The organism is Rhizobium sp. BK008, from assembly GCF_014197345.1.
Classification (GTDB): Bacteria; Pseudomonadota; Alphaproteobacteria; order Rhizobiales; family Rhizobiaceae; genus Rhizobium; species Rhizobium anhuiense.
Map to the genome: position 1 here is coordinate 96,573 of NZ_JACIFK010000002.1, position 23,197 is coordinate 119,769.

Here is a 23,197-nt window from a genome sequence, read left to right on the forward strand (position 1 = left end):
CGCCGGCCGGCGCGGAGGAACGCTTTGTATCCCGTGGGACCGTGGGAGAAAGACAATGGAACTAGATATCGTCGCGCTATCGCGCTTCCAATTCGCGCTGACGGCGCTTTACCACTTCCTGTTTGTGCCCTTGACGCTCGGCCTGTCCGTGCTCCTGGCGATCATGGAAACCGTCTATGTCATGACCGGTCGCCAGATCTGGCGACAGATGACGAAATTCTGGGGCACGCTGTTCGGCATCAACTTCGTGATCGGCGTCGCTACCGGCATCGTCATGGAATTCCAGTTCGGCATGAACTGGAGCTATTACAGCTATTATGTCGGCGACATCTTCGGGGCGCCGCTGGCGATCGAAGGCCTCATGGCCTTCTTCCTCGAGGCGACCTTCGTCGGGCTGTTCTTCTTCGGCTGGGACAAGCTGTCGAAGGTCGGGCATCTCGTTGCCACCTGGGCGGTGGCGCTCGGCTCGAATTTTTCGGCACTCTGGATCCTCATCGCCAATGGCTGGATGCAGAACCCGGTGGGATCGGCGCTCAACCCGCAGACGATGCGTATGGAGATCACCAGCTTTTTCGACGTGGTCTTCAATCCGGTGGCCCAGGCGAAATTCGTCCACACGGTGTCGGCGGGTTACGTCTGCGCCTCGATCTTCGTGCTCGGCGTCTCGGCCTGGTATGTGTTGAAGGGCCGGCATATCGAGCTTGCCAAGCGCTCGATGACGGTGGCCGCCTCCTTCGGCCTCGCCTCGGCACTTTCCGTCGTCGTGCTCGGCGATGAGAGCGGGTATCTCGCCACCGAAAACCAGAAGATGAAGCTCGCCGCGATCGAGGGCATGTGGAAGACGGAGCCCGCTCCGGCAGCCTTCACCGCCTTCGGGTTCCCCGATCAGGAGGCGCGCGAGACGCATTTTGCCGTGCATATTCCCTGGGTCATGGGCCTCATCGGCACACGGTCGCTGACGACCGAGATCCCCGGCATCGACAAGCTCGAACAGCAAGCCGAAACCCGCATCCGCGACGGCATCAAGGCTTACGACGCGCTGATGCAGATCCGTTCGGCACCGGCACAGGATCAGGTTGCGCAGGAAGTGCGCAGCTCCTTCGAGGATCTCGGCCATGATCTCGGTTATGCCCTTCTTCTGAAGCGCTACGTCGACGATCCTCGCCAGGCGACCGACGAGCAGATCGTCCAGGCCGCGCGTGATACGATCCCGCACGTGCCGACGCTGTTCTGGTCGTTCCGCATCATGGTCGGCCTCGGCATCTTCTTCATCCTGCTGACCGCCACCTTCTTCTGGCTGTCGGCGCGCCGCCATCTCGACAAATATCCGCTCCTTCTGAAGATTGCCGTGCTGGCGATCCCCCTGCCCTGGGTCGCCATCGAACTCGGCTGGGTCGTCGCCGAGTTCGGCCGCCAGCCCTGGGTGATCGAAGGCGTTCTGCCGACGGCTGCCGCCGTCTCCAGTCTCGGCGCCAGCACGGTGCTTCTGACCATCATCGGTTTTGGCGCACTTTATACGGTGCTGATCGTCATCGAGATGAGCCTGATGATCAAGGCGATTCGCCAAGGACCGGAACCGGACGACGAGCCGGAAGCCGTTCTGATTTCCGAAACCCTCGTCCCGGCCGCGGAGTGACTGTCATGATCCTTCACGAACTCATCGATTATGAAAGCCTGCGTCTCATCTGGTGGCTGCTGCTCGGCGTATTGCTGATCGCCTTTGCAACGACGGGCGGCTTCGACCTCGGCGCCGGCACGCTTCTGCCTTTCGTCGCCAGGACCGACACGGAACGGCGCGTGGCGATCAACACCATCGGCGCCACCTGGGAGGGCAACCAGGTCTGGCTGATCCTCGGCGGCGGCGCCATTTTCGCCGCCTGGCCGCCGCTCTATGCGGTTTCCTTCTCGGGCTTTTACCTGGCGATGTTTGCGATCCTCTTCGCGCTCATCCTGCGCCCGGTCGGTTTTAAATACCGGTCGAAGCGGGAAAGCGCCACTTGGCGGAGCGGCTGGGACTGGGCGCTCTTCATCGGCGGTTTCGTGCCGTCGCTGATCTTCGGCGTTGCCGTCGGCAATGTGCTGCAGGGCGTGCCCTTCCGCTTTGCCGACGATATGCGGATCTTCTACGAAGGTTCGTTCTTCGCCCTGCTCAACCCCTATGCGCTGCTCTGCGGCCTGCTTTCCCTAGCCATGTTGACGATGCATGGAGCGGCATGGCTGGTGTTGAAAGCAAGCGGCCCGGTGGCCGAACGTGCCAGACGCTATGGCAGCATCGCCGCTCTTGCCGTCATCGTGCTTTTCGCACTCGGCGGCCTCTTCCTGTGGATCGGTGTCGGCGGCTATCGCATCACCAGCGATATCAGCCCGATCGGTCCCTCCAACCCGCTGCTGAAGACCGTGGCGCTGGAGAAAGGCGCGTGGCTGACCAACTACGCTGCCCATGCGTGGATGATCATCGCGCCCGTGCTCGGCTTCGTCGGCGCGGCACTGGCCTTCATTGCCATGCGGGCAAAACGCGAGGTGATGACGCTGCTGTTCAGCAAGGTGGCGATCCTTGGCATCATCTCCACGGTCGGCCTGTCGATGTTCCCGTTCATCCTGCCCTCCTCACTCGATCCGCGATCGAGCCTGACGGTCTGGGATGCATCCTCCAGCCACATGACGCTGTTCATCATGCTGGTGGTGACGGTGATCTTCCTGCCGATCATCTTCGCCTACACGGCCTGGGTCTACAAGGTTCTGTGGGGCAAGGTCGATGAGAAGTCCATCACCGACAAAAATAGCCACGCTTACTAGAGCGGCTCAGTAGAACCGCTCTAACCTTTTGTTTTTACGCAATTCCCGGCAAAAGCGCTTCACGCTTTGCCTGGAATTGCTCTGAAGGAGACGAAACGATGTGGTATTTTGCATGGATGCTCGGCCTGCCGCTGGCCGCCGCCTTCGCCGTCCTCAACGCCATGTGGTATGAGCTGATGGACGATGCCGCCCGGAAGAGGGCTTCCGAGTCACGCAAGTAGAATGGAAAGGGCGCGACGTGAACCGCGCCCTTTCCTATTGGTCAGCCTTCCAGCCACTTCACCTGATCGGGCGTCAGCTTGATGTCGAGCGCCGAGAGACTGTCTTCCAGCTCGGCGACGGTGCGCGGCCCGATCAGCGGAATGACCGGGAAAGGCTGGGCGATCACATAGGCGAGCGCGATATGGATCGGATTGCGGCCGAGCTTGTTGGCCAGCTCGATGGCGCGGTCGCGGCGTCCGAAGTTGCGCTCGGAATACCAGACCCGCACGATCTCCTCATCGTCTCGCTTGTCGCGGCCGGCACGGTCGGTGAAGAAGCCGCGGCCCTGGCTCGACCAGGCAAAGTTCGGGATCTGCTTCTCGTTCAGCCACTTCTTCCAGTCGTCGTCGGAAGCGGCGACGCAACCGGCCCAGATCGGATCGAGCATCTCGGCGAGCGAGAAGTTGTTGGAGAGTGCTGCCGGCGCCGCCTTGCCGGTCTTTTCGGCATAGGCGATCGCCTCGTCGAAACGCGCCCTTGTCCAGTTCGAGCCACCGAAGATGCCGCGAATGCGGCCACGCTTGACCTCAGCATCCATGGCATCGACGAACTCGCTGACGGGCACGTCGGTGTTGTCGCGATGCATGAAATAGATGTCGACATAATCGGTCTTCAGCCGGGAAAGCGACTGGTCGAGCTGCTTTGCGATCATATCGGGATAGCAGAGCGGCGAATGCGCACCCTTGCCGATCAGCACGATCTCTTCGCGCGGCACCTTTCGGCTCGTGTGCCAGTCGCCGAAGATCGCTTCCGTCTTGCCGCCGCCATAGACATAGGCCGTGTCGAAGGCATTGCCGCCGGCTTCGTAGAAGGCGTCGAGCGTCAGCGAGGCAGAGGCGAAGTTCGGGAAGAACTCGAAGCCGAGCGTGACGACCGAGGCCGGCTTGGAAATGCCGGGGATCTGACGCTGCGGAATGCTGTTGCCACGCGCGACCGTGCCGCCGGCAATGTTTGCCGTGCGCTTACTGGCTTTCTCAACGCCGTATTCCAGACCGACCGAGGCACGCCATTGGTCGAGCACGCGCAGGTTTCCGATCGAATCCGCCCAGCTCATGCCGGGAGAGCTGAATTCCGTCTTACCGGCGCGGATGGCGTCACCCGCCGCATCGGCCTCGAAGGAGTAAAGCCAGCGGTCTTCCCTGAGCTCGACGGTTTCCCGGCTGCCGCCCTTGAAGATCTCGATCTTGCCGACGCCGCCCTTGTGGCCGGAGGCGAACCAGAAATCCTGGACCTCGATCCGGCCTTCCGAGCCGATGATGCGCAGCACATTGTCCTGATTCGCCATGATCGAGCAGGAGACTTCGGCGATGATCTCGTTCGGGAACTTCAGCACGGCAGAGGCCCATTCATCGACGCCGCTCTCTCCGAGATGGGCGACGCCCGAGATCTTCTCCGGTTCGAGGAAGGCCTTGCCCTGCGCCGCGCCGGCAATCAGCCGGGCCATCGAAACCGGATAACCGCCGACATCGAGAATGCCGCCGCCGGCGGTATCATTGGCGAAAAGCCGGTGTTCCGGCCTAAAGCTGCCCATGTTGAAGCCGAAGCTCGAGCGGATGATGCGGACCGTGCCGATGACGCCGCTTTTGACGAGCTCGACCAGCTTCTCCGTCTGCGGATGCACGCGGTACATGAAGGCCTCGCCGGCAAAGACGCCGGCCTTTTTCGCCTCGTAGTAAACGGCTTCGGCATCATAGGCCGACAGCGCGATCGGCTTTTCCACCAGGATGTGCTTGCCGGCGCGGGCGGCCTTGATCGCCCATTCGGCATGGCCGGTATGGGGCACGGAGATATAGACGGCATCAACCTCAGGGTCGGAAAGCAGCGCCTCGTAGCCATTGACGATGCGGGCGCCGGGGAAATTTTCGGCAAGGCCGGGTTTTGCAGGATTGCGGGTGGCGATCGCCACCAGCTTTCCCGTGCGAGAATGGGCGACGCCGTCGGCAAAGGTGCGGGCGATGGTGCCGGGGCCGATGATGCCCCAGCGGATCGGTTGATCTGAACTCATGGAAAATCCTCTTTCGTCTTTCGGTCTTGGGATAGGTTAGCGAAGCCGCCTGCCGGCGCCGTCGAAAAGGAATGTGCGGTTGGCGGGAAGGCCGACCGTCAGCGTCTCGCGATTGCCGGCGACGCGGGATTCCGGCCGCTCGATGATCAGTTGCTCGGGGCCGATGGTGGCGTAGATGTAGCTGGTATTGCCGAGGTGTTCGGCGACGTCGATGGTGACGGTGAGGTCGGCATCGCCCATGCCCGCATCGACGAAATGTTCGGGACGAATGCCGAGCGTCACCTTCGCGCCGGCTTCGATCGGATCGGCGACGGGCAGCGACAGCCGTGTATTGGTATCACTTTCCAGCGCGATCACCGCCCTGCCCGGCTGCGTCTCGATCACCACGGCCTTCAGAAAATTCATCTTTGGCGAGCCGACGAAACCGGCGACGAACTGGTTGGCGGGGTCGTCGTAAAGGTCGAGCGGCGCGCCGATCTGCTCGATATTGCCGGCGCGCAACACGACGATCCTGTCGGCGAGCGTCATCGCCTCGGTCTGGTCGTGGGTGACATAAATCATCGTCGTGCCCAGTTGCTTGTGCAGCCGGGAGATTTCGACGCGCATCTGCACGCGCAGTTCCGCATCGAGGTTCGACAAGGGTTCGTCGAACAGGAAGACCTGGGGTTCGCGGACGATGGCGCGGCCGATGGCGACGCGCTGGCGCTGACCGCCGGAAAGCTGCTTCGGCCGCCGCTTCATCAACTCGGTGATCTGCAGGATCTCGGCGACATGGCGCACGCGCCGTTCAGTGTCGGCTTTCGGATTGCCGTTCATGCGCAGGCCGAAGCTCAGATTTTCCTCGACGGTCAGGTGCGGATAGAGCGCATAGGACTGGAACACCATGGCGATGCCGCGATCGGCCGGCTCGACATCATTGACGACCCTGCCGCCGATCTGAAGCTCGCCCGAGGTGATGTCCTCGAGGCCGGCGATCATCCTGAGCAGCGTGGACTTGCCGCAGCCGGAGGGGCCGACGAAGACGACGAATTCGCCGTCCTTCACCTCCAGATTGGCGCCGTGGATGATCTCAAAGCCGCCGAAGCGCTTGACGATGTTGCTGAGTGAAAGCTCTGCCATGCGGCCTCCCTATTGTTCGATTATTTGATTGCGCCGGCCGCGATGCCGGCGATGAAATGGCGCTGGAGAGCCACGAAGACGACGAGGATCGGCGCCGTCAGCAGCACCGCGCCGGCCATGATGCCGCCCCAAGAGACCTTGGTGAGGCCGATCAGCGTTCCCAATGCCACCGGCGCCGTCATCATTCCCGGTTTGGAATTGATCAGAAGCGGCCAGAGGTAGTTGTTCCACGAGGCCAGGAACAGGATGATCGCCAGTGCGGCCATGGTCGGACGCGCCAGCGGCAGCGCGATGCGCAGGAAGATCTGCCATTCCTTGACGCCTTCGACCCGGGCCGCATCAAAGAGTTCGCCCGGCATCATCGAGAAGGATTGCCGCATGAACAGCACGCCGAGCGAATTGAACAACGGTGGCACAATCAGCGCCACCCAGGTGTTTGCCAGCTTGAATTCGCGTGCCACCATGATGAATTGCGGGATGACGACCACCGAAAACGGCAGCGTGATCGTGCCGAGGATGATGGCGATGACGATGGAGCGGCCGACGAAACGGTAACGCGCCAGCGCCCAGCCCGCCATCGAGGTCAGCAGTACCGACAGGACGGTATAGATGAGCGCGACGCCGACGGAGATCACCATGGCGCCGATGAAATCGGTATCGGCCTGCAGGTTCTTGAAATTCTCGACGAAATTGGTCGATGGCCAGAGCACGATATCAGGGCTGAAGATGCCGTTGTCGGGCATGGTCGAGAAGACGAACATCATCCAGAGCGGAAACAGCCAGATTATAGCCAGCGGCGCCAGTGCGGCATGCAACGCGATCTGGCGCAGCAGAAGGGATTGCGATTTGGACTTCATTTCGGATCCCTCCCGACCCAGAGATTGAGAAGCGAGATCGCCACGGCAAGGGCAGCCATCGTATAGGCGATCGCCGAGGCATAGCCGAAGTTCAGCGAAGTGAAGCCCTGGCGGTAGAGCAGCAGGCCGAGGGTCTCGGTGCCGCCGCCGGGACCGCCGCGGTTGGTGATCAGGAAGGGCTCGGTGAAGAGCTGCATGGTGCCGATCACCGAAAGAACCACGCAGAAGAGGATGATCGGCTTCAGAAGTGGCAGGGTGATATGAAAGAATTGCTGGATCTTGCTCACCCGGTCGAGTGTCGCCGCCTCGTAGACATCGTCGGGAATCGACTGCAGCCCGGCGAGAATGATGATGGCGTTGTAGCCCGCCCAGCGCCATGTGACGGCGAGGATGATCAGCGCCATGGCGGCATTCGCGTTGTCGAACCAGGAGACCGGGCTGAGACCAACGGCGGAAATCAGCTTGTTGATGATCCCGAAATCGAGGCTGAACATCAGCCGGAAGACGGCAGCATAGGCGACCTCGCCGACGACGACAGGCGCAAAGAAGGCGAAGCGGAAAAGCGGCCGCGCTTTCAGCAGCGGCGAATTGAGCATTACGGCCATGACCGTCGCAAGCGCGATCATCACCGGCACCTGAATCAGCAGGATGATCAGCGTGTTGTAAAGAGCATTGTAGAAGGCCGGGTCGTAGAAGAGCCGGCCCCAATTGGCCTGGAAACTGTATTTCCACGGGTTGATGCGGGTGTTCTGAAAGGAAATCAGGAACGAATTGATGATCGGCCAGACCCAGAAGGTGGCAAAGACCAGCAGATAGGGGGCAAGGAACGCATAGGCGCTCCGGGTTCTGAACGGCATCAAGCCTCCTCCTCACGAACGAATGACCGGCCGCTTTGCAAGCCGGGGGAAAGCCGGGCGCCTCAAGCGACCGGCATCGTCATTCATTGCGCGATCGGAAGGCCGGTCGCTGAAGCGATCTGCTTGGCGGCATCGTCGAGAGCCGCCTTCGCATCGGGATAGCCGCCGGCAAAGAACTTCGCCTGCGTCGCCTTGAAGATGGCTTCGGCATCACTTTGGAAGGCGGTACCGCGGCTCGGCACGATCTTCGGCAGTGTCGCCAGGATATCAGCCCAGACCTTCTGGCCGCCCCAATAGGGTTGCGGCTCATTGACGAAGGGATCCTTCTCGGCCGAAAGCAGCGACGGAACCAGACCGAACTCCTTCAGCATGGTGATCTGACCCTCATCCGTGCCGAGGGCGTAGTTGACGAATTTCCAGGCGGCTTCCTTATTTGCGGACGTCGCCGAAATGGCGAGCGACGAACCGCCGAGATTGGCCGCATGCGGGCCATCAGCCGTCAGGCTCGGCATTCTGTAGACGCCCCACTTGCCCTTGAGATCGGGAGAGGTCGAGCGCACGGTGCCCTCATACCAACCGCCATACAACTGGCTTGCGGCCTTGCCGGCGGTATTGGCCTGGATCTTTTCGTCCCAGTTGGCCGCCGTCAGCGTGCCGGCGTCCTTCATTTCCTTCACTTTTTGCAGCGAAGCGACGCAGGCCGGCTGGTTGATGGTGATGTTCTGGCCGTCGGTCGAGTAATAGCCGCAGCCCTGTTCATTGGCGATCATGCGGAACCATTCGCTGTCGCCATTGAAGTCTGCCTGCGCCATGACCACGCCGGGATTGGCGGCGGAAATCTTCTTGCCGGCGGCAATGAAATCGTCCCAGGTGCTGATGGTGCTCGGATCGACGCCGGCCTTTTCGTAGAGGTCGCGGCGGTAGAAGACGGCGACAGGGCCGGAATCCCACGGCATGGCGTAAGCGACATCGCCGACCTCGAGCTCAGTGCGCTTGAAGTCAGGGAATTTTGCCTGGATCTCGGGCGTATAGCCGAGCTCTTTCAGATTGGCAAAACAATCCGGGAATCGGCTCCAGAAGATTTCAGCCTCGAAATTCTCGATGCTGACGATGTCAGGCAAGCCGTCGCCGCCGGCGGCGCAGGCAGCGAGCGTCTTGTCGAAGACCTGGCTGTTGCCGAGGTCCTCAACGGTGATTTTGATATCGGGAAACTGCTTGTTGAAGCCTGGAAGCGTGGACTTCAATGCCGATGCGGCGACATTCCAGCTCCAGATGGTGAGATTGGCCGACTGCGCGAATGCGGAGCCGGAAGCAAGCAATGCAACAGCTGCGGTCGCAGCGAGAAGTTTGAAGCGCATTGAAAATCCTCCCTTTTCAATTGCCGATCTTTCACGAACGCGGTTAGACTATCTGTAAGGGAGCGGGTGTCTCCTAAAAAGGGAACATGAATTTGGCGGAAAGTAAGGTCGGCACACGTGCAATCTACCAGCCCGGCGCGAGCAGCATCGAGGGTTTGCCGACAGCGCTGCAGATGTTTCATGCCCATCCGCCTGTTATGGCGATGCCGCACTGGCACGCGCAGGTCGAGGTCAACTACGTGATGCGCGGAACCGTTCACTACCGGATGAGCGACCACGAATTCCGGCTGAACGCCGGCGAAATGTGCCTGTTTTGGGGTGGTCAGCCGCATCAGATGGATGAATCTTCGGATGATTCGCTCTATGCCGGCGCCCATCTGCCGCTCGTCTATTTCTTCCGGCTGCGCTTGCCGATCAGCGTTTCCAGCCGACTGATGAAGGGCGAGACGCTGCTGACTTCGGCAACGGATGCCGCCGACAGCGAGAACTTCACCCGCTGGTTCCGCTATGCCAACTCAGGCGATCCCGCCAAGGCCCAGCACGCCGTCGACGAGCTGCTGCTGCGCATCGAGCGGATCGCGCTCGAACCCTATTCGATGACGTCGCAGGCGGCCATCAATCTCGACGGCGATCACCCGTATCCGCATTCCTCGCGCAGCGTCGCGCGCATGTGCGATTTCATCGCCGCCAATTTCCTGCAGGACATCGATTCGGTCGATATCGCCCGCGCCGCCGATCTGCATCCGAAATATGCGATGAACCTGTTCAAGCGATCGACTGGCATGACGCTCAGCAAATACGTGACGCTGCTGCGGCTGTCGCGCGCTCAGGCGATGCTGATGAGCGAGGGCGCCAACGTGCTGCAGGTGGCGATGGACAGCGGCTTCGGCTCGATCAGCGCCTTCAACAAATCCTTCCGCCACATCGCCGGCATGTCGCCGTCGGACTTCCGCCGTGACATCCGGCTGGTGACGACGGTCCCGGCCGGCGCTTTCCGGAACTAACTCAGGGCAGCCGCAATTCGGCGTTCTGTGCGTTCTGCCTGGGGCCTTGTTTTCCGCTGGGCAAAAAAGAACCAGCGCCTAAGCTGGCGGCAGAATACGCACATTTTCTGTGCAAGTGCATGCACTATTGCATTTGCTGGGGAATTGGTGCCATCGACCTCTCAATAAAATCAACGGTTTATAATTTGGCACGCACTTTGCTTCGATAGTTGCAGAGTTGGTGGCTAGGGTTCCGGCGTCGCAAGGCGTGGCTGGTCCGAGAGCTACCACCGGCAGGGGAGACATCCCGCCGGGTGCACGGCGGGACAAAAGCCCGGGAGACCTCGTAAGCCAAGGGATTGGCGGCACGATGGTCATTGCCGATCCCTTTTGAAGAAAAGCAAAAGGGGAATTTCAATGCAGACTTTTTCGAAGATCCTATCGATCAGCGCCCTGACGGCGTCCCTGGCGCTCGGGCTCGGCTCCATCGCCAAAGCCGAACAGAAGACCGATTTCAAGGTCGCCTGGTCGATCTACGTCGGCTGGATGCCCTGGGGTTATGCTGCTGATCACGGCATCGTCAAAAAATGGGCCGACAAATACGGCATCAAGATCGAGGTCACCCAGTTCAACGACTATGTCGAATCGATGAACCAATATACCGCAGGCGCCTTCGACGCCGTGACGTTGACCAATATGGACGGCCTGTCGATCCCGGCCGCCGGCGGCGTTGATACGACAGCGGTCATCGTCGGCGATTTCTCGAACGGCAATGATGCCGTCATCCTCAAAGACAAGGCGAGCCTTGCCGACATCAAGGGACAGAACGTCAATCTCGTCGAATTTTCCGTTTCGCACTATCTGCTGGCCCGCGCGCTCGAAAGCATCAAGCTGACCGAGCGCGACGTCAAGGTGGTCAACACCTCCGATGCCGACATGGTCGCCGCCTATAAGACGGCTGACGTGACCGCAGTTGTCACCTGGAACCCGCTGGTCTCGACCATCCTCGAGGATCCCACCGCCAAGAAGGTGTTCGACAGCTCGCAGGTGCCGGGCGAGATCATCGACCTGATGGTCGCCAATTCAGGCGTGCTGAAGGACAATCCGAATTTCGGCAAGGCACTCGCCGGCATCTGGTATGAAACCGCTGCACTGCTGACTGCCGACAGTGCCGACGGCAAGGCTGCGCGCGAAGCGATGGGCCAGGCATCGGGCACCGATCTCAAGGGTTTCGAATCCCAGCTTGCCGCCACCAAGCTGTTTGCCAAGCCGGCCGATGCCGTTGCCTTCACTGCCTCAGGCAGCCTGCCGAAGACAATGGATCTTGTCCGCAACTTCCTGTTCGAAAAAGGCTTGCTCGGCAATGGCGCGCCATCGGCAGACGTCATCGGCATCGAAATGCCGGATGGCAAGATCCTCGGCGACAGTGGCAACGTCAAGTTGCGCTTCACCGAGACTTACATGAAGGCGGCCGCCGACGGTTCGCTCTGAGCGATGTCCAAGCAGCGGTGCGGTCTTGACCGCGCCGCCCAATCTTCATCAGCGGAGCTTTCCTCATGCGCTGGATCAACACGAGGCCGAGCCGGGGCGCGCAGCTTGCCTTGACGCTGCTGCCCTTCGTGCTGCTGATCGTTGCCTACACGATGGGCTCGGCGGCACGGCTGGCGGAAAACGCCAATGACAAGCTGTTGCCCGGTCTTGCCGGGTTTGCCGATGCGATCGATCGCCTGGCCTTCGTCGCCGATCCGCGCACCGGCGAATATCTGCTCTGGTCCGATACGGGGGCGAGCCTGATCCGCCTGCTTGCAGGCCTCGGCATCTCCACGATCACCGCGCTCGTCATCGGCATGCTGATCGGCATGCTGCCATATCTCCGGGCGCTGCTCTCCCCCTTCGTCGCCGTCATCTCGATGGTGCCGCCGCTGGCGCTGCTGCCGATCCTGTTCATTGCCATGGGGCTCGGCGAAGCCTCGAAGATCGCGCTCATTGTCATCGGCGTTGCGCCGACGATGATCCGCGACCTTGCGCTGAAGGCGCTGGAGCTGCCGCGTGAGCAGATCGTCAAAGCTGAAACGCTCGGCGGCTCCTCCTGGCAGATCGGCCTCCGTGTCGTGCTGCCGCAGATCCTGCCCCGGCTGATCACCTGCCTCCGGCTTCAGCTCGGCCCCGCCTGGCTGTTCCTGATTGCGGCCGAGGCGATCTCGTCGGATTCCGGCCTCGGTTACCGCATCTTCCTCGTGCGCCGCTACCTCTCGATGGACGTCATCTTTCCCTATGTCGTCTGGATCACGCTGCTCGCCGTGGTCATGAATTACATTCTCGATCGCATCCGCATTGCCATCTTCCCCTGGTCGGAACTGGAGAAGCAGGCATGAGCGAGTTGGTGATCGAAAAGGTCTGGAAGGAATACGGCGACCAGATCGTCCTGGAAGATGTGTCGCTGACTGTCGCCTCGCGCGCCTTCGTCGCCCTCGTCGGTCCCTCCGGCTGCGGCAAGTCGACGTTCCTGCGCATGCTGCTCGGCCAGGAACGGCCAACGCGCGGCACGATCCTGCTGGACGGCGAAGCTCTGCCGCAGGAGCCAGGTCCGGATCGGGGCGTCGTCTTCCAGCGCTATTCGGTTTTCCCGCATCTGACTGTGCTCGGCAATGTGCTGCTGGGGCGGGAACTCTCGGGGTCTCGCTATAAAGCCAAGCTTTTCGGCGCTGCCCGTCGCAACGCCATTGACGAAGCCCGGCGGCTGATCGGTGAAGTCGGCCTTTCCGGCGCCGAGGACAAATATCCGGCGCAACTGTCAGGCGGCATGCAGCAGCGCCTGGCGCTGGCGCAGGCGCTGATCATGAAACCGAAGGTGTTGCTGCTCGATGAGCCCTTCGGCGCGCTCGACCCCGGCATCCGCGCCGAGATCCACACCTTGATGAAGCGGCTCTGGCACGAAACGCAGATGACCGTCGTCATGGTAACGCACGACATGCGCGAGGCCTTCACGCTGGCGACGCGCGTCGTCGCCTTCGAGCGTCGGCGTGACCGCCCGGAGGAAAAAGAGCGCTACGGCGCGACGATCACCAAGGACATTTCGATCTGGCCGCCCAGGCTTGCCGGCGCGCCCTCCGTCTTCAGCCCCGACCGGGACGGCCCGGTCATTTCTCTGGGCCCTCGCCGGGACGACCCGGCTTCCAGTCCGTCAGGAGAAAAACCATGATGCATGTCAGACGTTCGCCCGAAGAGATCGCCGCCAACCGGCAGCGTTACGAAGAACATCAGAAGAAGGGGCTGGAATTTGCGCCGAAGGCCCTGCCGGCGCCGAGCCCCCTGCCCGCCCCCGCAATCGATGCGGCTGCGATCATCCATCAGGAAACCATCCCCGGCGGCTGGTATTGGTCGACTGCGGTCAAGCGCGGCGAAGCGCTCCGCATCGACCAGGGCGAAGGCGCATCGACCGTGGCGCTCGTCGCCTGGAACGCCGCTGACACCAGCGAACGGCTCAATCTCGTCGATACGGTCAAGGTGCAGTGGACGACCGCCCTCGGCAAGGGCCGCGTCATCTTCTCGGATATGGGCCGAGTGATGTTTTCGCTGATCGAGGACAGTTCGGGCGCCCATGACTGCCTGATGGGCGGATCGACGGCAGCTTCGAATGCCACAAAATATCCTCACGTCAGGACCCGCAACACCCGCGACAATCTCGTGCTCGTCGCCGGCAAGCTTGGTCTTGCCAGGCGTGACATCCCGGGGATTCTCAATCTCTTTGCGCCTGTCCGCGTCGACGACGCCGGCGGCTTCCACTGGCGCGGCAAGCTCTCCAACAGCGGCGATTATGCCGAGCTGCGCGCCGAAATGGACATGATCGTCGGCTTCTCGAATTGCCCGCATCCGCTCGATCCCGACCCGGTCTACGCGCCGAAGCCGGTGATCGTCACGCGCTATCGCGCGCCTTCGCCCGCAGCCGACGATCTCTCGCGCACCGCGACCGCTGAAGCCCTTCGCGGCTTTGAGAACAATGCCGCGATGCTGGCCTGAGGGAGGATTGTAATGACCGATTTCATCAAGACTTCAGCTTCGCGCAGCCTCGAAAACGCCGTGCAGGATCATTTCATTCCGGCCGAGGCGCCATGGTCCGGTATCATCCGCAAGGGCCAGACCATCCGCATCGAGGACAGCTACGGCCAGCAGGCGATCGACACGCTGTTTTATCGCGCCGATGATTTTGCCGAGCGTTATTCCAACCAGGATACGATGCGGGCGCAGGGTGGCGCCTATATCGGCACCGGCACGAAGATCATCTCGAACGAAGGCAACGTCATGCTGGTCATGACCGCCGACAGCTGCGGCCGCCATGACACATCAGCCGGCGCCTGCTCCTGCGAGAGCAACACCGTGCGCTTCGGCCACGGCACGAAATACCTGCATGCCTGCCGCGACAATTTCGTGCTCGAGGTGACCAAACACGGCATGAGCAAGCGCGACATCGTGCCGAACATCAATTTCTTCATGAACGTGCCGATCAAGCCGAACGGCGAGATGACCATCGTCGACGGCATCTCGGCACCAGGTGACTATGTCGAACTGGTGGCCGAGATGGACGTGCTCTGCGTCATCTCCAATTGCCCGCAGATCAACAATCCCTGCAACGGCTTCGATCCGACGCCGATCCGGGTGCTGATCTGGGACGGCGAGGACTGACCGATGTTCACCAAGGTCCTTATCGCCAATCGCGGCGAAATCGCCGTCCGCGTCATTCGCACATTGAAGCAGATGGGCATCGCTTCGGTCGCCGTCTATTCCGATGCCGACCGGTTCTCAAAGCCGGCGCTGACCGCCGACGAGGCCGTCCGCCTCGGCCCGGCGCCTGCCGGGGAAAGCTATCTGAACGTCGATGCCGTCATCGCCGCCTGCAAGGCGACGGGCGCTGAGGCCGTGCATCCGGGCTATGGGTTCCTGTCGGAGAATATCGGCTTTGCCGAGCGGCTCGCCGCCGAAGGCATCGCCTTCATCGGCCCGCGGCCGGAGCATTTGTCGGCCTTCGGCCTGAAGCACACGGCGCGCGAATTGGCGAAAGCGAGCGGCGTGCCGCTGCTGCCCGGCACCGATCTCTTGCAGAGCGTCGAAGAGGCGCTTTCGTCTGCCGAGACCGTCGGTTATCCCGTCATGCTGAAAAGCACGGCGGGCGGCGGCGGTATCGGCATGCAGCTCTGCACCGATGCGGCGGCCCTCAAGACCTCTTTCGAAAGCGTGCAGCGGACCGCGCGCGCCAGCTTCGGCGACGCGCGGGTCTATATCGAGCGTTTCGTTGCCGAAGCGCGCCATGTCGAGGTGCAGATCTTCGGCGACGGCAAGGGCGGAGTGATTGCGCTCGGCGAACGCGACTGCTCGCTGCAGCGGCGGAACCAGAAGGTCGTCGAGGAGACGCCTGCGCCGGGCCTTTCCGCGGAGACAAGGGCGCGCCTGCACGAGGCCGCGGTCGACTTGGGACGCTCGGTGTCCTACGAATCGGCCGGCACTGTCGAATTCATCTACGATCCCCAGCGCGAGGAATTCTATTTCCTCGAGGTCAATACCCGCCTGCAGGTCGAGCATCCCGTCACCGAAGCCGTCTTCGGCATCGACCTCGTCGAATGGATGATCCGTCAGGCGGCGGGCGAGGATGTGCTCTCGGCTGCTCGGGCCCTGACGCCGAAGGGTGCGGCGATCGAGATGCGGATCTATGCGGAGATGCCGCATGCCGATTTCCGCCCGAGCGCCGGCCTGCTGACCGAAGTCGTTTTCCCCAACAATGCCCGCGTCGACGGCTGGATCGAGACGGGAACCGAGGTCACGCCCTTCTATGACCCGATGCTCGCCAAGCTGATCGTGGCGGCGGAAGACCGGCCGGCGGCGATCGCGAAGCTGAAGGCAGCCCTCGCCGCAACATCGATATCCGGCATCGAGACCAATCTCGCCTATCTCAGGGCGATCGCCGCTTCCGAACTGCTTGCCGACGCCAAGGTGGCGACGACGGCGCTACGCGACTTCGCTTTCGTTCCCGATGTCGTCGAGGTACTCGCGCCCGGCGCACAGTCGAGCATCCAGGAACTGCCGGGCCGGCTCGGCCTCTGGCATGTCGGCGTGCCGCCGAGCGGACCGATGGACGAGCGCTCCTTCCGCCATGCCAACCGCCTCGTCGGCAATGCCGATGTGACGGCTTCGCTGGAGTTGACGGTGTCCGGCCCGACACTGCGGTTTTATGCCGACCAGACGATCGCCCTTGCCGGCGCGCGGATGCCAATGACATGCGACGGCGTAAAATTGCCACATGACGCCCCGGTGACAATTCGGGCGGGTGAGGTTCTGTCGATCGGCTCTATCGAAGGACCGGGACAACGCGCCTATCTCGCCGTCGCCGGTGGTTTTGCCGCTCCCGTTGTGCTCGGCTCCCGCGCGACCTTCGGCCTCGGCCAGTTCGGCGGCAACGCCACTGGTACGCTGAAGACAGGGCATGTGCTGCATTTTGCGCGCCAGGCACCGGTCGAACCGGTAAGCCCTGCGACGGAGCCCGCCGCCTTGACGCGCGAATGGGATGTCGGCGTCGTCTATGGCCCGCATGGTGCGCCCGATTTCTTCGAGAACAGCGATATCGAGACGCTGTTCTCGACGGCCTATGAAGTGCATTTCAACAGCGCCCGCACCGGTGTGCGCCTCATCGGCCCGGCCCCGCTTTGGGCGCGCCGTGATGGCGGCGAAGCGGGTCTGCATCCCTCCAACCTGCACGACAATGCCTATGCGATCGGGGCGATCGATTTCACCGGCGACATGCCGATCATTCTTGGCCCTGATGGTCCAAGCCTTGGCGGCTTCGTTTGCCCGGCGGTGATTGCCCGCGACGAGCAGTGGAAGATGGGCCAGTTCAAGCCCGGCGACCGTATCCGTTTTCATGCCGCAGCGCGGCCGGAAGATCCGATCGCCGGTCCAGCGGTGCGGCGGGTCGCGGAAGAGATGGGTTGGCCGATCGTCGGCGCCAGCGAGGATGGCCCGGTTTCGGTCGTCTATCGCCGTCAGGGCGACGACAATCTGCTCGTCGAATACGGGCCAATGACGCTCGATATCGCGCTGCGGCTGCGGGTGCACCTATTGATGCAGGCGGTCGTGGAGGCCCGCCTCCCCGGCGTCATCGACCTCACCCCCGGTATCCGGTCGCTGCAGATCCATTATGACGGCACGCAGTTGACGCGCCGGCGCCTGCTCGGGCTGCTCTCCGAGATCGAGGCGACGCTTCCGGCGGCCCAGGAGGTCACGGTGCCGAGCCGCATCGTGCATCTGCCGCTTTCCTGGAACGATCCGGATGCGAAGCTTGCCATGAGCAAATATCAGGAGCTCGTGCGCCCGAATGCGCCCTGGTGCCCCTCGAATATCGAGTTCATCCGCCGCATCAATGGCCTTGCCGATGAACAGGCCGTTCGCGATATCGTCTTTGATGCCAGCTACTTGGTGCTGGGTCTCGGCGACGTCTATCTCGGCGCGCCGGTTGCGACCCCGACGGATCCGCGCCACCGCCTCGTGACGACGAAATATAATCCCGCCCGCACCTGGACGCCGGAAAATGCCGTCGGCATCGGCGGCGCCTATATGTGCATCTACGGCATGGAAGGACCGGGCGGCTACCAGCTCTTTGGCCGCACCATCCAGGTCTGGAACACGTGGCGGGAGACACCGGCTTTTGCCAGGGGCAAACCTTGGTTGCTGAATTTCTTCGACCAGATCCGTTTCTTCCCCGTGAGCAATCAGGAGCTGACGGAGGCGCGCGCCGCCTTCCCGCATGGCGGTTATCCGATCCGGATCGAGGAGACGGAATTCTCCTATGCCGCCTATGAGAAGGAATTGCAGGCGAATGCGGCGTCGATCGGCCGCTTCAAGGCAACGCAGCAGGCCGCCTTCGAGGCCGAACGCCAGCGCTGGAAGGACGCCGGTCTCGACAGCTTCGTCACCGATGAAGGCACAGGCGAAAGCCCAGATGGGGATATTCCCGACGGCTGCTTCGGAGTTGCCAGCGCCGTGCCCGGCAATATCTGGAAATTGCTGGTCGAGCCGGGCGCCCCGGTTGCGGCCGGCGATACACTCGCCATCATCGAATCGATGAAAATGGAAATCAACGTCACCGCCCATGCGGCAGGCCGCGTCCGCGACCTGCGCGCCGGGCCGGGAAGAAACGTCAAAGCGGGCGATATCATCGTCGTTCTGGAGGAATGCTGACATGCTGCCGACCATTCTCGATCTCTCAAGCCTTCGCGCCGCCTATCAATCCGGCCTGACGCCGCTCGACGCCATCGAAGAGGTGATTGCGCGGCGTGCCGCCTCGAAAGATCCGGCAATCTTCATCACCCCGGTGCCCGACGAAGAGCTGCGCGCCGCCGCCAAAGCCTTGATGGCACGTGCGCCCGAGGCAAACAGCCTGCCGCTCTGGGGCGTGCCCTTCGCGGTGAAAGACAATATCGATGCCGCCGGCCTGCCGACGACTGCTGCCTGCCCGGCCTATGCGTATCGGCCGGAGGCGGACTCCACCGTCGTTGCACGGTTGAAGGCCGCCGGCGCGCTCGTCATCGGCAAGACCAATCTCGACCAGTTCGCGACCGGCCTCAACGGCACGCGCTCGCCCTATGGCGCGCCGCGTTCGGTCTTCGATGCGGCCTATATCTCAGGCGGTTCGAGTTCCGGATCGGCGGTCACCGTGGCCTCCGGCCTCGCGGCCTTTGCGCTCGGCACCGATACGGCCGGCTCCGGCCGTGTGCCGGCTGCCTTCAACAATCTGGTCGGCATCAAGCCGACCCCGGGTCTCTTGCCGAATACCGGCGCCATACCGGCCTGCAAGAGCGTCGACTGCATCACGATCTTTGCCGCGACCGTCGGCGACGGTGTTGCGATCCGCAAGGTCGCCGAAGGCTTCGATGCCGCCGATGCTTTTTCCCGCCACGCCAAGCCGGCGAACCTGCCGGTATCGGGGTTGCGCATCGGCGTCCTTGCTGGCGCCGAGCGGGAATTCTTCGGCGACAAGGAGGTGGAGGCGCTCTACGATCAGGCGATCGAGCGGGCCAGAGCGCTCGGCGCGACCATCGTGCCGTTCGATTACGCACCATTCCGCGAGGCCGCCGCCCTTCTCTATGACGGGCCGTGGGTCGCCGAACGTCTGGCGGCGGTCGAGACCTTCCTCGCCACGAACGCGGCCGATTTCGACCCGACGGTGCGCGGGATTATCGAAGGCGCCAAGGGCAAGACCGCGGTCGAGGCCTTCAACGGCCGCTACCGGCTGGAAGAATTGCGCCGCAGGACCGAAGCCGAATGGGAAAAGGCGGATGTGCTTCTGCTGCCGACCGCTCCGACCACCTATACGGTTGCCGACATGCAGGCCAATCCCGTCGTGCTCAACGGTCGCCTCGGCCGCTACACCAATTTCGTCAACCTGCTCGATTGCTCTGCGATCGCCGTTCCGGCCGGTTTCGGAAAGGGTGGCCTGCCAGGTGGGGTGACGGTGATCGCCCCTGCCTTCACCGACGATGCGCTGGCGCCGCTTGCCGATGCGCTGCACCGTGCCGCAGGTTCCGGCATGGGCATCGACCAGCAGGCGGCGATCCCCGAAGCCAGTCGTGTTGCGCCTGGCGATGACGGTTTCATCGAAATCGCGGTCGTTGGGGCGCATCTGACCGGCATGCCGCTCAATCACGAACTGGCCGGCGGGCGTCTGGTCAAGACCTGCCGCACATCAGGCGACTATCGCCTCTTCGTTCTGCCCAATACCACGCCGCCGAAGCCGGGGCTGCTGCGCGAACCCGGCCATAAGGGTCAGGGGCTGGAGGTCGAGGTCTGGGCACTGCCGGCCGATGCTTTCGGCAGGTTCGTCCAGAAGATTCCGGCACCCCTCGGCATCGGCAAGCTGGTGCTCGAAGATGGCTCCAGCGTCTCCGGCTTCGTCTGCGAAGCGCATGCGGTGAAGGGTGCCGAGGAAATCACCGCGCTTGGCGGCTGGCGCAACTATATCCGCGCCAAATTGGCGAGCTGAGGGGAGCCTTTCATGGCGGCAAAGCTCATCCGGCGCCTGATCGATCTGCTGCGGGACGGTCTGGCCGCCCGCAGCGAAGCGATCGGCAGCACCTGCGTCAACCCTGGCGGCTCTGGGAGCGTTCGGCAAGCTCGACGATGATGCCGTCGGGGTCGCGAACGAAGGCAATCTTGTTCAGCATCTCGGAGTGGACGGCGAAGCGCGGCCGCTCCTTGATCTCGACGCCCGCCTGTTCAAGGCGGGCGAAGGTCTCCTCGACATTGTCGAAATGGAAGGTGAGGTGCCGGACGCCGGCCGTATCTTCAGGCACGTCGACCGCCCGCGAAGCGCCGCCGGGCGGCGCGAAGATCTCCAGCATGCCGCCGCCTGCATCGAGGAACGCCACCTCCATGCCATTCGCCATCGTCTTGCGCAGCACGAGGCTGAGGCCAAGCAGGCCGCAGTAAAAATCGATAGCGCGGTCCATATCGCCGACCGTCATGCCGACATGCTCGAAGGATTTCAGCATGAGAGAGCCCTTCCCGATTCAGACCGTAGCGGCGCTGCGCCACTCCCCCGCCGGAAGCCAGGAGCGATAGAGCGGATGATCGGCGGCGATCGGCATCGGCGTCGGCCGGCCGGTGCGCTGCGAGAAATAGGCGGCTGTCACCAGCTCCAGCGAATTGCGGGCATCCTGCAGCGTCACCGGCGGCTCCTTGTCCTCAACGATCGCCTTATGAAAGAGCTCGAACTGACGGGTGTAGCCATCTTCGCCTGGCACATAGCCAGCGAGCGCCGCGTCGATCCGCGCCTGATGCTCCTCCGTTCCGGCGACGAACGTCCACGGATCACGGCCCATCGTATAGGGTTCGATGATGCTTTCGGCGACGAGGTCGTTGAAGCAGAAGCGCAGCCGCGAGATCTCCTTGCGCGAACCCAGCGTCATCGACAGCGTCGCCAGCGAGCCGTTCTGCATCTTCACCGAAAGGGCTGCCGTGTCCTCGACCTCGATCGGATTGACCAGTGTCGCGCCATAGGAAAACACTTCGGCGCAGGGGCCATGGACATAATTCAGCATGTCATGCGCGTGGATGGCGTGACCAAGAAGACCGCCACCGAGTTCGCTTGCCCATTTGCCGCGCCATGGCACGGCATAATAATCCGGGCCGCGCCACCAATGGGTTTCGATCGTCGTCAGGAACGGTTTGCCGGCAAGACCGCGCTCGATCAGTAGCTTCAGCTTCTGCAGGCCGGAGCCGTAGCGGTACTGGAAGATCGGCATCAGCTTCCTGCCGGGGAACCGAGCAAGGATGCGGCCCATCTCGTCGACCTCGGCAATCGAGCCGAAAAGCGGCTTCTCGCAGATCACGTGCTTGCCGGATTCGATGCCCTTGCGGCAGAGTTCGAAATGCGAGCTCGGCGGCGTCGAAATGTCGATGATGTCGAGATCGTCACGGGCAAACAGCGAATCGGCATCCTGGGTGTATTCGGCAATGCCGTACTCCTCGCACAACGCCTTGCCGCGCTCCTCGTCGAGCGAGCAGAGCACGGGAACCTCGAAAAGCTCCTTGTTCCAGCCGAAGCCGGCCAGATGCCGCGCAGCGATGCCTGCGCCGATGACACCGACGCGCAATTTCCTGGTCATGATATCCTCCTCAGCGAGCGCCGATCCGCGCGGCTTTCGTCTGGGCTTCGAGCGAAAGACGGCAAACTTCAAAAACGTGATCCTGCGTCATCGCCGTCTGCGTGCGGTTGCCGACGTCGGCGGTGAAAGCGTCGAAATAATCGAGCTTTTCGCCGCTGCAATCGATATGGGTCATTTCCCTGCCGTTGACCAGGAAGAGATGATCCTTGCCCGGCCGGCCGGCAATGTCGATATATTTGCGCAGCTCGATATAGCCTTCAGTGCCGAGAATGGTCAGGCGCCCGTCACCCCAGGTCGGCAGCGCCTCCGGCGTGAACCAGTCGACGCGGACATAACCCGCCGCCTTGTCGGAACGCAGAAGCACCTCGCCGAAATCCTCGAAGGCCGGCTTGTCGGGCATGCCGAAATTGCCGATCGAGCTGGCGATGACCTCGCCCGTGGTAGAGCCGGTATAGAACAGGAACTGGTCGACCTGGTGAGAAGCGATATCGACGATGATGCCGCCGAAGGCTTCCGGATCGAAGAACCAGTCGGGCCGCGTCGGCAGTTGCAGCCGGTGGGGACCGACACCGAGCGTCTGGATGACCTTGCCGATCGCACCGTCGGCGACGAGCTTGCCAGCCTTGACGGCGGAGCGCACGCAGTGGCGCTCGGAAAAGCAGATCGAGAAGATCTTGCCGGTCTCGGCGACGGTGCGCTTGACGTCCTCAAGCTGGGCGAAGGTCGTCACACCAGGCTTGTCGGTCATCACGTCCTTGCCCGATCTCATCGCGCGGATGGCAAGCCCGGCACGATCGCGCGGGATCGCTGAAATGCAGATGACATCGATCGACGGATCGTCGAACAGCTTTTCCCGGTCGATCTGCGGCGCATCGGGATAGGTCTTCTCGAAGGCCTCGCGCAATGCCGGCACCGAAGTCTGCGGGCAATAGCCGACGAACTCGCCGCCAGAGGCAAGCAATCCCTTCACGTGATCGAACGTATGCCCATGGTCGATTCCGACGACGGCAAATCTCAACATCGCTGTAATATCCTCCCGGGATTTTCTTAGCGCCGGCTGACGCCAGCAGCCTCCATGTCGGGCAAAACAGATAACGAAAGCCGGCTCCTGTCAAGGCGAGATGAGGGGAAAAATCGCCGCATCATGCATTTAACTATTTGAAATAACAAATGTATTTTGTATCTAAATAGTTATTTTGCGGGCTTTTGCGATTGGATTTACGAGAAATATTGCGGCTTGAGCCGAGCGGGCAAAAGTCTTTTTCCCCAGTGCATCTTGCCCCGCCTTCATGAATGTGATCGATTTCCGC

At 62.3% G+C, this 23,197-nt stretch carries 19 protein-coding genes and 1 riboswitch; of the genes, 11 read left to right on the plus strand and 8 right to left on the minus strand.

Features of this window, described 5'->3' with window-relative positions; translation table 11 throughout:
- The first annotated feature begins 55 nt into the window (after positions 1–55).
- From FHT69_RS11970 to cydX, 3 genes are all read left to right on the plus strand, one after another.
- A complete protein-coding gene (locus tag FHT69_RS11970; protein WP_047613082.1) occupies positions 56–1,636 on the plus strand; it encodes a cytochrome ubiquinol oxidase subunit I in 1,581 nt (526 codons plus the stop codon).
- 5 nt (positions 1,637–1,641) lie between these two features.
- The gene (cydB, locus tag FHT69_RS11975; RefSeq protein ID WP_063476085.1) at positions 1,642–2,796 is read left to right on the plus strand and encodes a cytochrome d ubiquinol oxidase subunit II; all 1,155 of its coding nucleotides are present in this window, start codon (positions 1,642–1,644) and stop codon (positions 2,794–2,796) included.
- A 98-nt stretch (positions 2,797–2,894) separates the two neighbouring features.
- On the plus strand, positions 2,895–3,017 hold the full coding sequence (gene cydX / locus FHT69_RS11980; protein ID WP_047613080.1) for a cytochrome bd-I oxidase subunit CydX: 123 nt from the start codon (positions 2,895–2,897) through the stop codon (positions 3,015–3,017).
- Between the two features lie 41 nt (positions 3,018–3,058).
- On the opposite strand, the gene FHT69_RS11985 is transcribed toward cydX, so the two are convergent.
- From FHT69_RS11985 to FHT69_RS12005, 5 genes are all read right to left on the minus strand, one after another.
- On the minus strand, positions 3,059–5,062 hold the full coding sequence (locus FHT69_RS11985) for an aldo/keto reductase (RefSeq protein ID WP_063476084.1): 2,004 nt from the start codon (positions 5,060–5,062) through the stop codon (positions 3,059–3,061).
- A 36-nt stretch (positions 5,063–5,098) separates the two neighbouring features.
- Positions 5,099–6,181 (minus strand): ABC transporter ATP-binding protein, encoded by a 1,083-nt coding sequence (locus FHT69_RS11990; RefSeq protein ID WP_047613076.1) that lies wholly within the window; start codon positions 6,179–6,181, stop codon positions 5,099–5,101.
- A gap of 20 nt (positions 6,182–6,201) precedes the next feature.
- Positions 6,202–7,038 (minus strand): carbohydrate ABC transporter permease, encoded by an 837-nt coding sequence (locus tag FHT69_RS11995; RefSeq protein ID WP_063476083.1) that lies wholly within the window; start codon positions 7,036–7,038, stop codon positions 6,202–6,204.
- Positions 7,035–7,895, minus strand: coding sequence for a carbohydrate ABC transporter permease (locus tag FHT69_RS12000; RefSeq protein ID WP_028757496.1), 861 nt, complete (start codon positions 7,893–7,895; stop codon positions 7,035–7,037). The genes FHT69_RS11995 and FHT69_RS12000 overlap by 4 nt, the downstream gene beginning before the upstream one ends.
- Before the next feature lie 83 nt (positions 7,896–7,978).
- Positions 7,979–9,253, minus strand: coding sequence for an extracellular solute-binding protein (locus tag FHT69_RS12005; protein ID WP_047614940.1), 1,275 nt, complete (start codon positions 9,251–9,253; stop codon positions 7,979–7,981).
- Positions 9,254–9,339: 86 nt separating this feature from the next.
- Here FHT69_RS12005 and FHT69_RS12010 point away from each other — a divergent pair, with 86 nt between their 5' ends.
- The 8 genes from FHT69_RS12010 (at position 9,340) to atzF (ending at position 20,263) form a co-directional block, all read left to right on the plus strand.
- Positions 9,340–10,257 carry a helix-turn-helix domain-containing protein gene (locus tag FHT69_RS12010; RefSeq protein WP_028757494.1) on the plus strand — a complete coding sequence of 306 codons (918 nt, stop codon included), beginning with the start codon at positions 9,340–9,342 and terminating at the stop codon, positions 10,255–10,257.
- 213 nt (positions 10,258–10,470) lie between these two features.
- Positions 10,471–10,579: riboswitch (guanidine-I (ykkC/yxkD leader) on the plus strand.
- Positions 10,580–10,653: 74 nt separating this feature from the next.
- Positions 10,654–11,727: a putative urea ABC transporter substrate-binding protein gene (locus FHT69_RS12015; protein ID WP_063476082.1), complete on the plus strand. Its 1,074-nt coding sequence runs from the start codon at positions 10,654–10,656 to the stop codon at positions 11,725–11,727.
- A 65-nt stretch (positions 11,728–11,792) separates the two neighbouring features.
- Complete coding sequence (locus FHT69_RS12020) at positions 11,793–12,611, plus strand: ABC transporter permease (RefSeq protein ID WP_063476081.1); 819 nt, start codon at positions 11,793–11,795, stop codon at positions 12,609–12,611.
- Positions 12,608–13,438, plus strand: coding sequence for an ABC transporter ATP-binding protein (locus FHT69_RS12025; protein ID WP_063476080.1), 831 nt, complete (start codon positions 12,608–12,610; stop codon positions 13,436–13,438). The genes FHT69_RS12020 and FHT69_RS12025 overlap by 4 nt, the downstream gene beginning before the upstream one ends.
- The gene (locus FHT69_RS12030) at positions 13,435–14,256 is read left to right on the plus strand and encodes an urea amidolyase associated protein UAAP1 (protein WP_063476079.1); all 822 of its coding nucleotides are present in this window, start codon (positions 13,435–13,437) and stop codon (positions 14,254–14,256) included. The genes FHT69_RS12025 and FHT69_RS12030 overlap by 4 nt, the downstream gene beginning before the upstream one ends.
- Before the next feature lie 12 nt (positions 14,257–14,268).
- Positions 14,269–14,919: an urea amidolyase associated protein UAAP2 gene (locus tag FHT69_RS12035; RefSeq protein ID WP_063476078.1), complete on the plus strand. Its 651-nt coding sequence runs from the start codon at positions 14,269–14,271 to the stop codon at positions 14,917–14,919.
- Between the two features lie 3 nt (positions 14,920–14,922).
- Positions 14,923–18,462 (plus strand): urea carboxylase, encoded by a 3,540-nt coding sequence (uca, locus tag FHT69_RS12040; RefSeq protein ID WP_063476077.1) that lies wholly within the window; start codon positions 14,923–14,925, stop codon positions 18,460–18,462.
- A gap of 1 nt (position 18,463) precedes the next feature.
- Positions 18,464–20,263 carry an allophanate hydrolase gene (gene atzF, locus FHT69_RS12045; RefSeq protein ID WP_063476076.1) on the plus strand — a complete coding sequence of 600 codons (1,800 nt, stop codon included), beginning with the start codon at positions 18,464–18,466 and terminating at the stop codon, positions 20,261–20,263.
- 97 nt (positions 20,264–20,360) lie between these two features.
- On the opposite strand, the gene FHT69_RS12050 is transcribed toward atzF, so the two are convergent.
- Genes FHT69_RS12050 through FHT69_RS12060 form a run of 3 tightly spaced genes read right to left on the minus strand, consistent with a single transcriptional unit; the run spans position 20,361 to position 22,908 of the window.
- Positions 20,361–20,771, minus strand: a complete 411-nt coding sequence (locus tag FHT69_RS12050; protein WP_183905403.1) for a VOC family protein — start codon at positions 20,769–20,771, stop codon at positions 20,361–20,363.
- Positions 20,772–20,789: 18 nt separating this feature from the next.
- On the minus strand, positions 20,790–21,887 hold the full coding sequence (locus FHT69_RS12055; RefSeq protein ID WP_047614937.1) for a Gfo/Idh/MocA family protein: 1,098 nt from the start codon (positions 21,885–21,887) through the stop codon (positions 20,790–20,792).
- A 10-nt stretch (positions 21,888–21,897) separates the two neighbouring features.
- The gene (locus FHT69_RS12060) at positions 21,898–22,908 is read right to left on the minus strand and encodes a Gfo/Idh/MocA family protein (RefSeq protein WP_047614936.1); all 1,011 of its coding nucleotides are present in this window, start codon (positions 22,906–22,908) and stop codon (positions 21,898–21,900) included.
- Positions 22,909–23,197: the final 289 nt, after the last annotated feature.

Coding starts and splice junctions, on each gene's coding strand:
- FHT69_RS11970 (WP_047613082.1), top strand. CDS start 56: ATGGAACTAGATATCGTCGCGCTATCGCGCTTCCAATTCGCGCTGACG.
- cydB (WP_063476085.1), top strand. CDS start 1,642: ATGATCCTTCACGAACTCATCGATTATGAAAGCCTGCGTCTCATCTGG.
- cydX (WP_047613080.1), top strand. CDS start 2,895: ATGTGGTATTTTGCATGGATGCTCGGCCTGCCGCTGGCCGCCGCCTTC.
- FHT69_RS11985 (WP_063476084.1), bottom strand. CDS start 5,062: ATGAGTTCAGATCAACCGATCCGCTGGGGCATCATCGGCCCCGGCACC.
- FHT69_RS11990 (WP_047613076.1), bottom strand. CDS start 6,181: ATGGCAGAGCTTTCACTCAGCAACATCGTCAAGCGCTTCGGCGGCTTT.
- FHT69_RS11995 (WP_063476083.1), bottom strand. CDS start 7,038: ATGAAGTCCAAATCGCAATCCCTTCTGCTGCGCCAGATCGCGTTGCAT.
- FHT69_RS12000 (WP_028757496.1), bottom strand. CDS start 7,895: ATGCCGTTCAGAACCCGGAGCGCCTATGCGTTCCTTGCCCCCTATCTG.
- FHT69_RS12005 (WP_047614940.1), bottom strand. CDS start 9,253: ATGCGCTTCAAACTTCTCGCTGCGACCGCAGCTGTTGCATTGCTTGCT.
- FHT69_RS12010 (WP_028757494.1), top strand. CDS start 9,340: ATGAATTTGGCGGAAAGTAAGGTCGGCACACGTGCAATCTACCAGCCC.
- FHT69_RS12015 (WP_063476082.1), top strand. CDS start 10,654: ATGCAGACTTTTTCGAAGATCCTATCGATCAGCGCCCTGACGGCGTCC.
- FHT69_RS12020 (WP_063476081.1), top strand. CDS start 11,793: ATGCGCTGGATCAACACGAGGCCGAGCCGGGGCGCGCAGCTTGCCTTG.
- FHT69_RS12025 (WP_063476080.1), top strand. CDS start 12,608: ATGAGCGAGTTGGTGATCGAAAAGGTCTGGAAGGAATACGGCGACCAG.
- FHT69_RS12030 (WP_063476079.1), top strand. CDS start 13,435: ATGATGCATGTCAGACGTTCGCCCGAAGAGATCGCCGCCAACCGGCAG.
- FHT69_RS12035 (WP_063476078.1), top strand. CDS start 14,269: ATGACCGATTTCATCAAGACTTCAGCTTCGCGCAGCCTCGAAAACGCC.
- uca (WP_063476077.1), top strand. CDS start 14,923: ATGTTCACCAAGGTCCTTATCGCCAATCGCGGCGAAATCGCCGTCCGC.
- atzF (WP_063476076.1), top strand. CDS start 18,464: ATGCTGCCGACCATTCTCGATCTCTCAAGCCTTCGCGCCGCCTATCAA.
- FHT69_RS12050 (WP_183905403.1), bottom strand. CDS start 20,771: ATGCTGAAATCCTTCGAGCATGTCGGCATGACGGTCGGCGATATGGAC.
- FHT69_RS12055 (WP_047614937.1), bottom strand. CDS start 21,887: ATGACCAGGAAATTGCGCGTCGGTGTCATCGGCGCAGGCATCGCTGCG.
- FHT69_RS12060 (WP_047614936.1), bottom strand. CDS start 22,908: ATGTTGAGATTTGCCGTCGTCGGAATCGACCATGGGCATACGTTCGAT.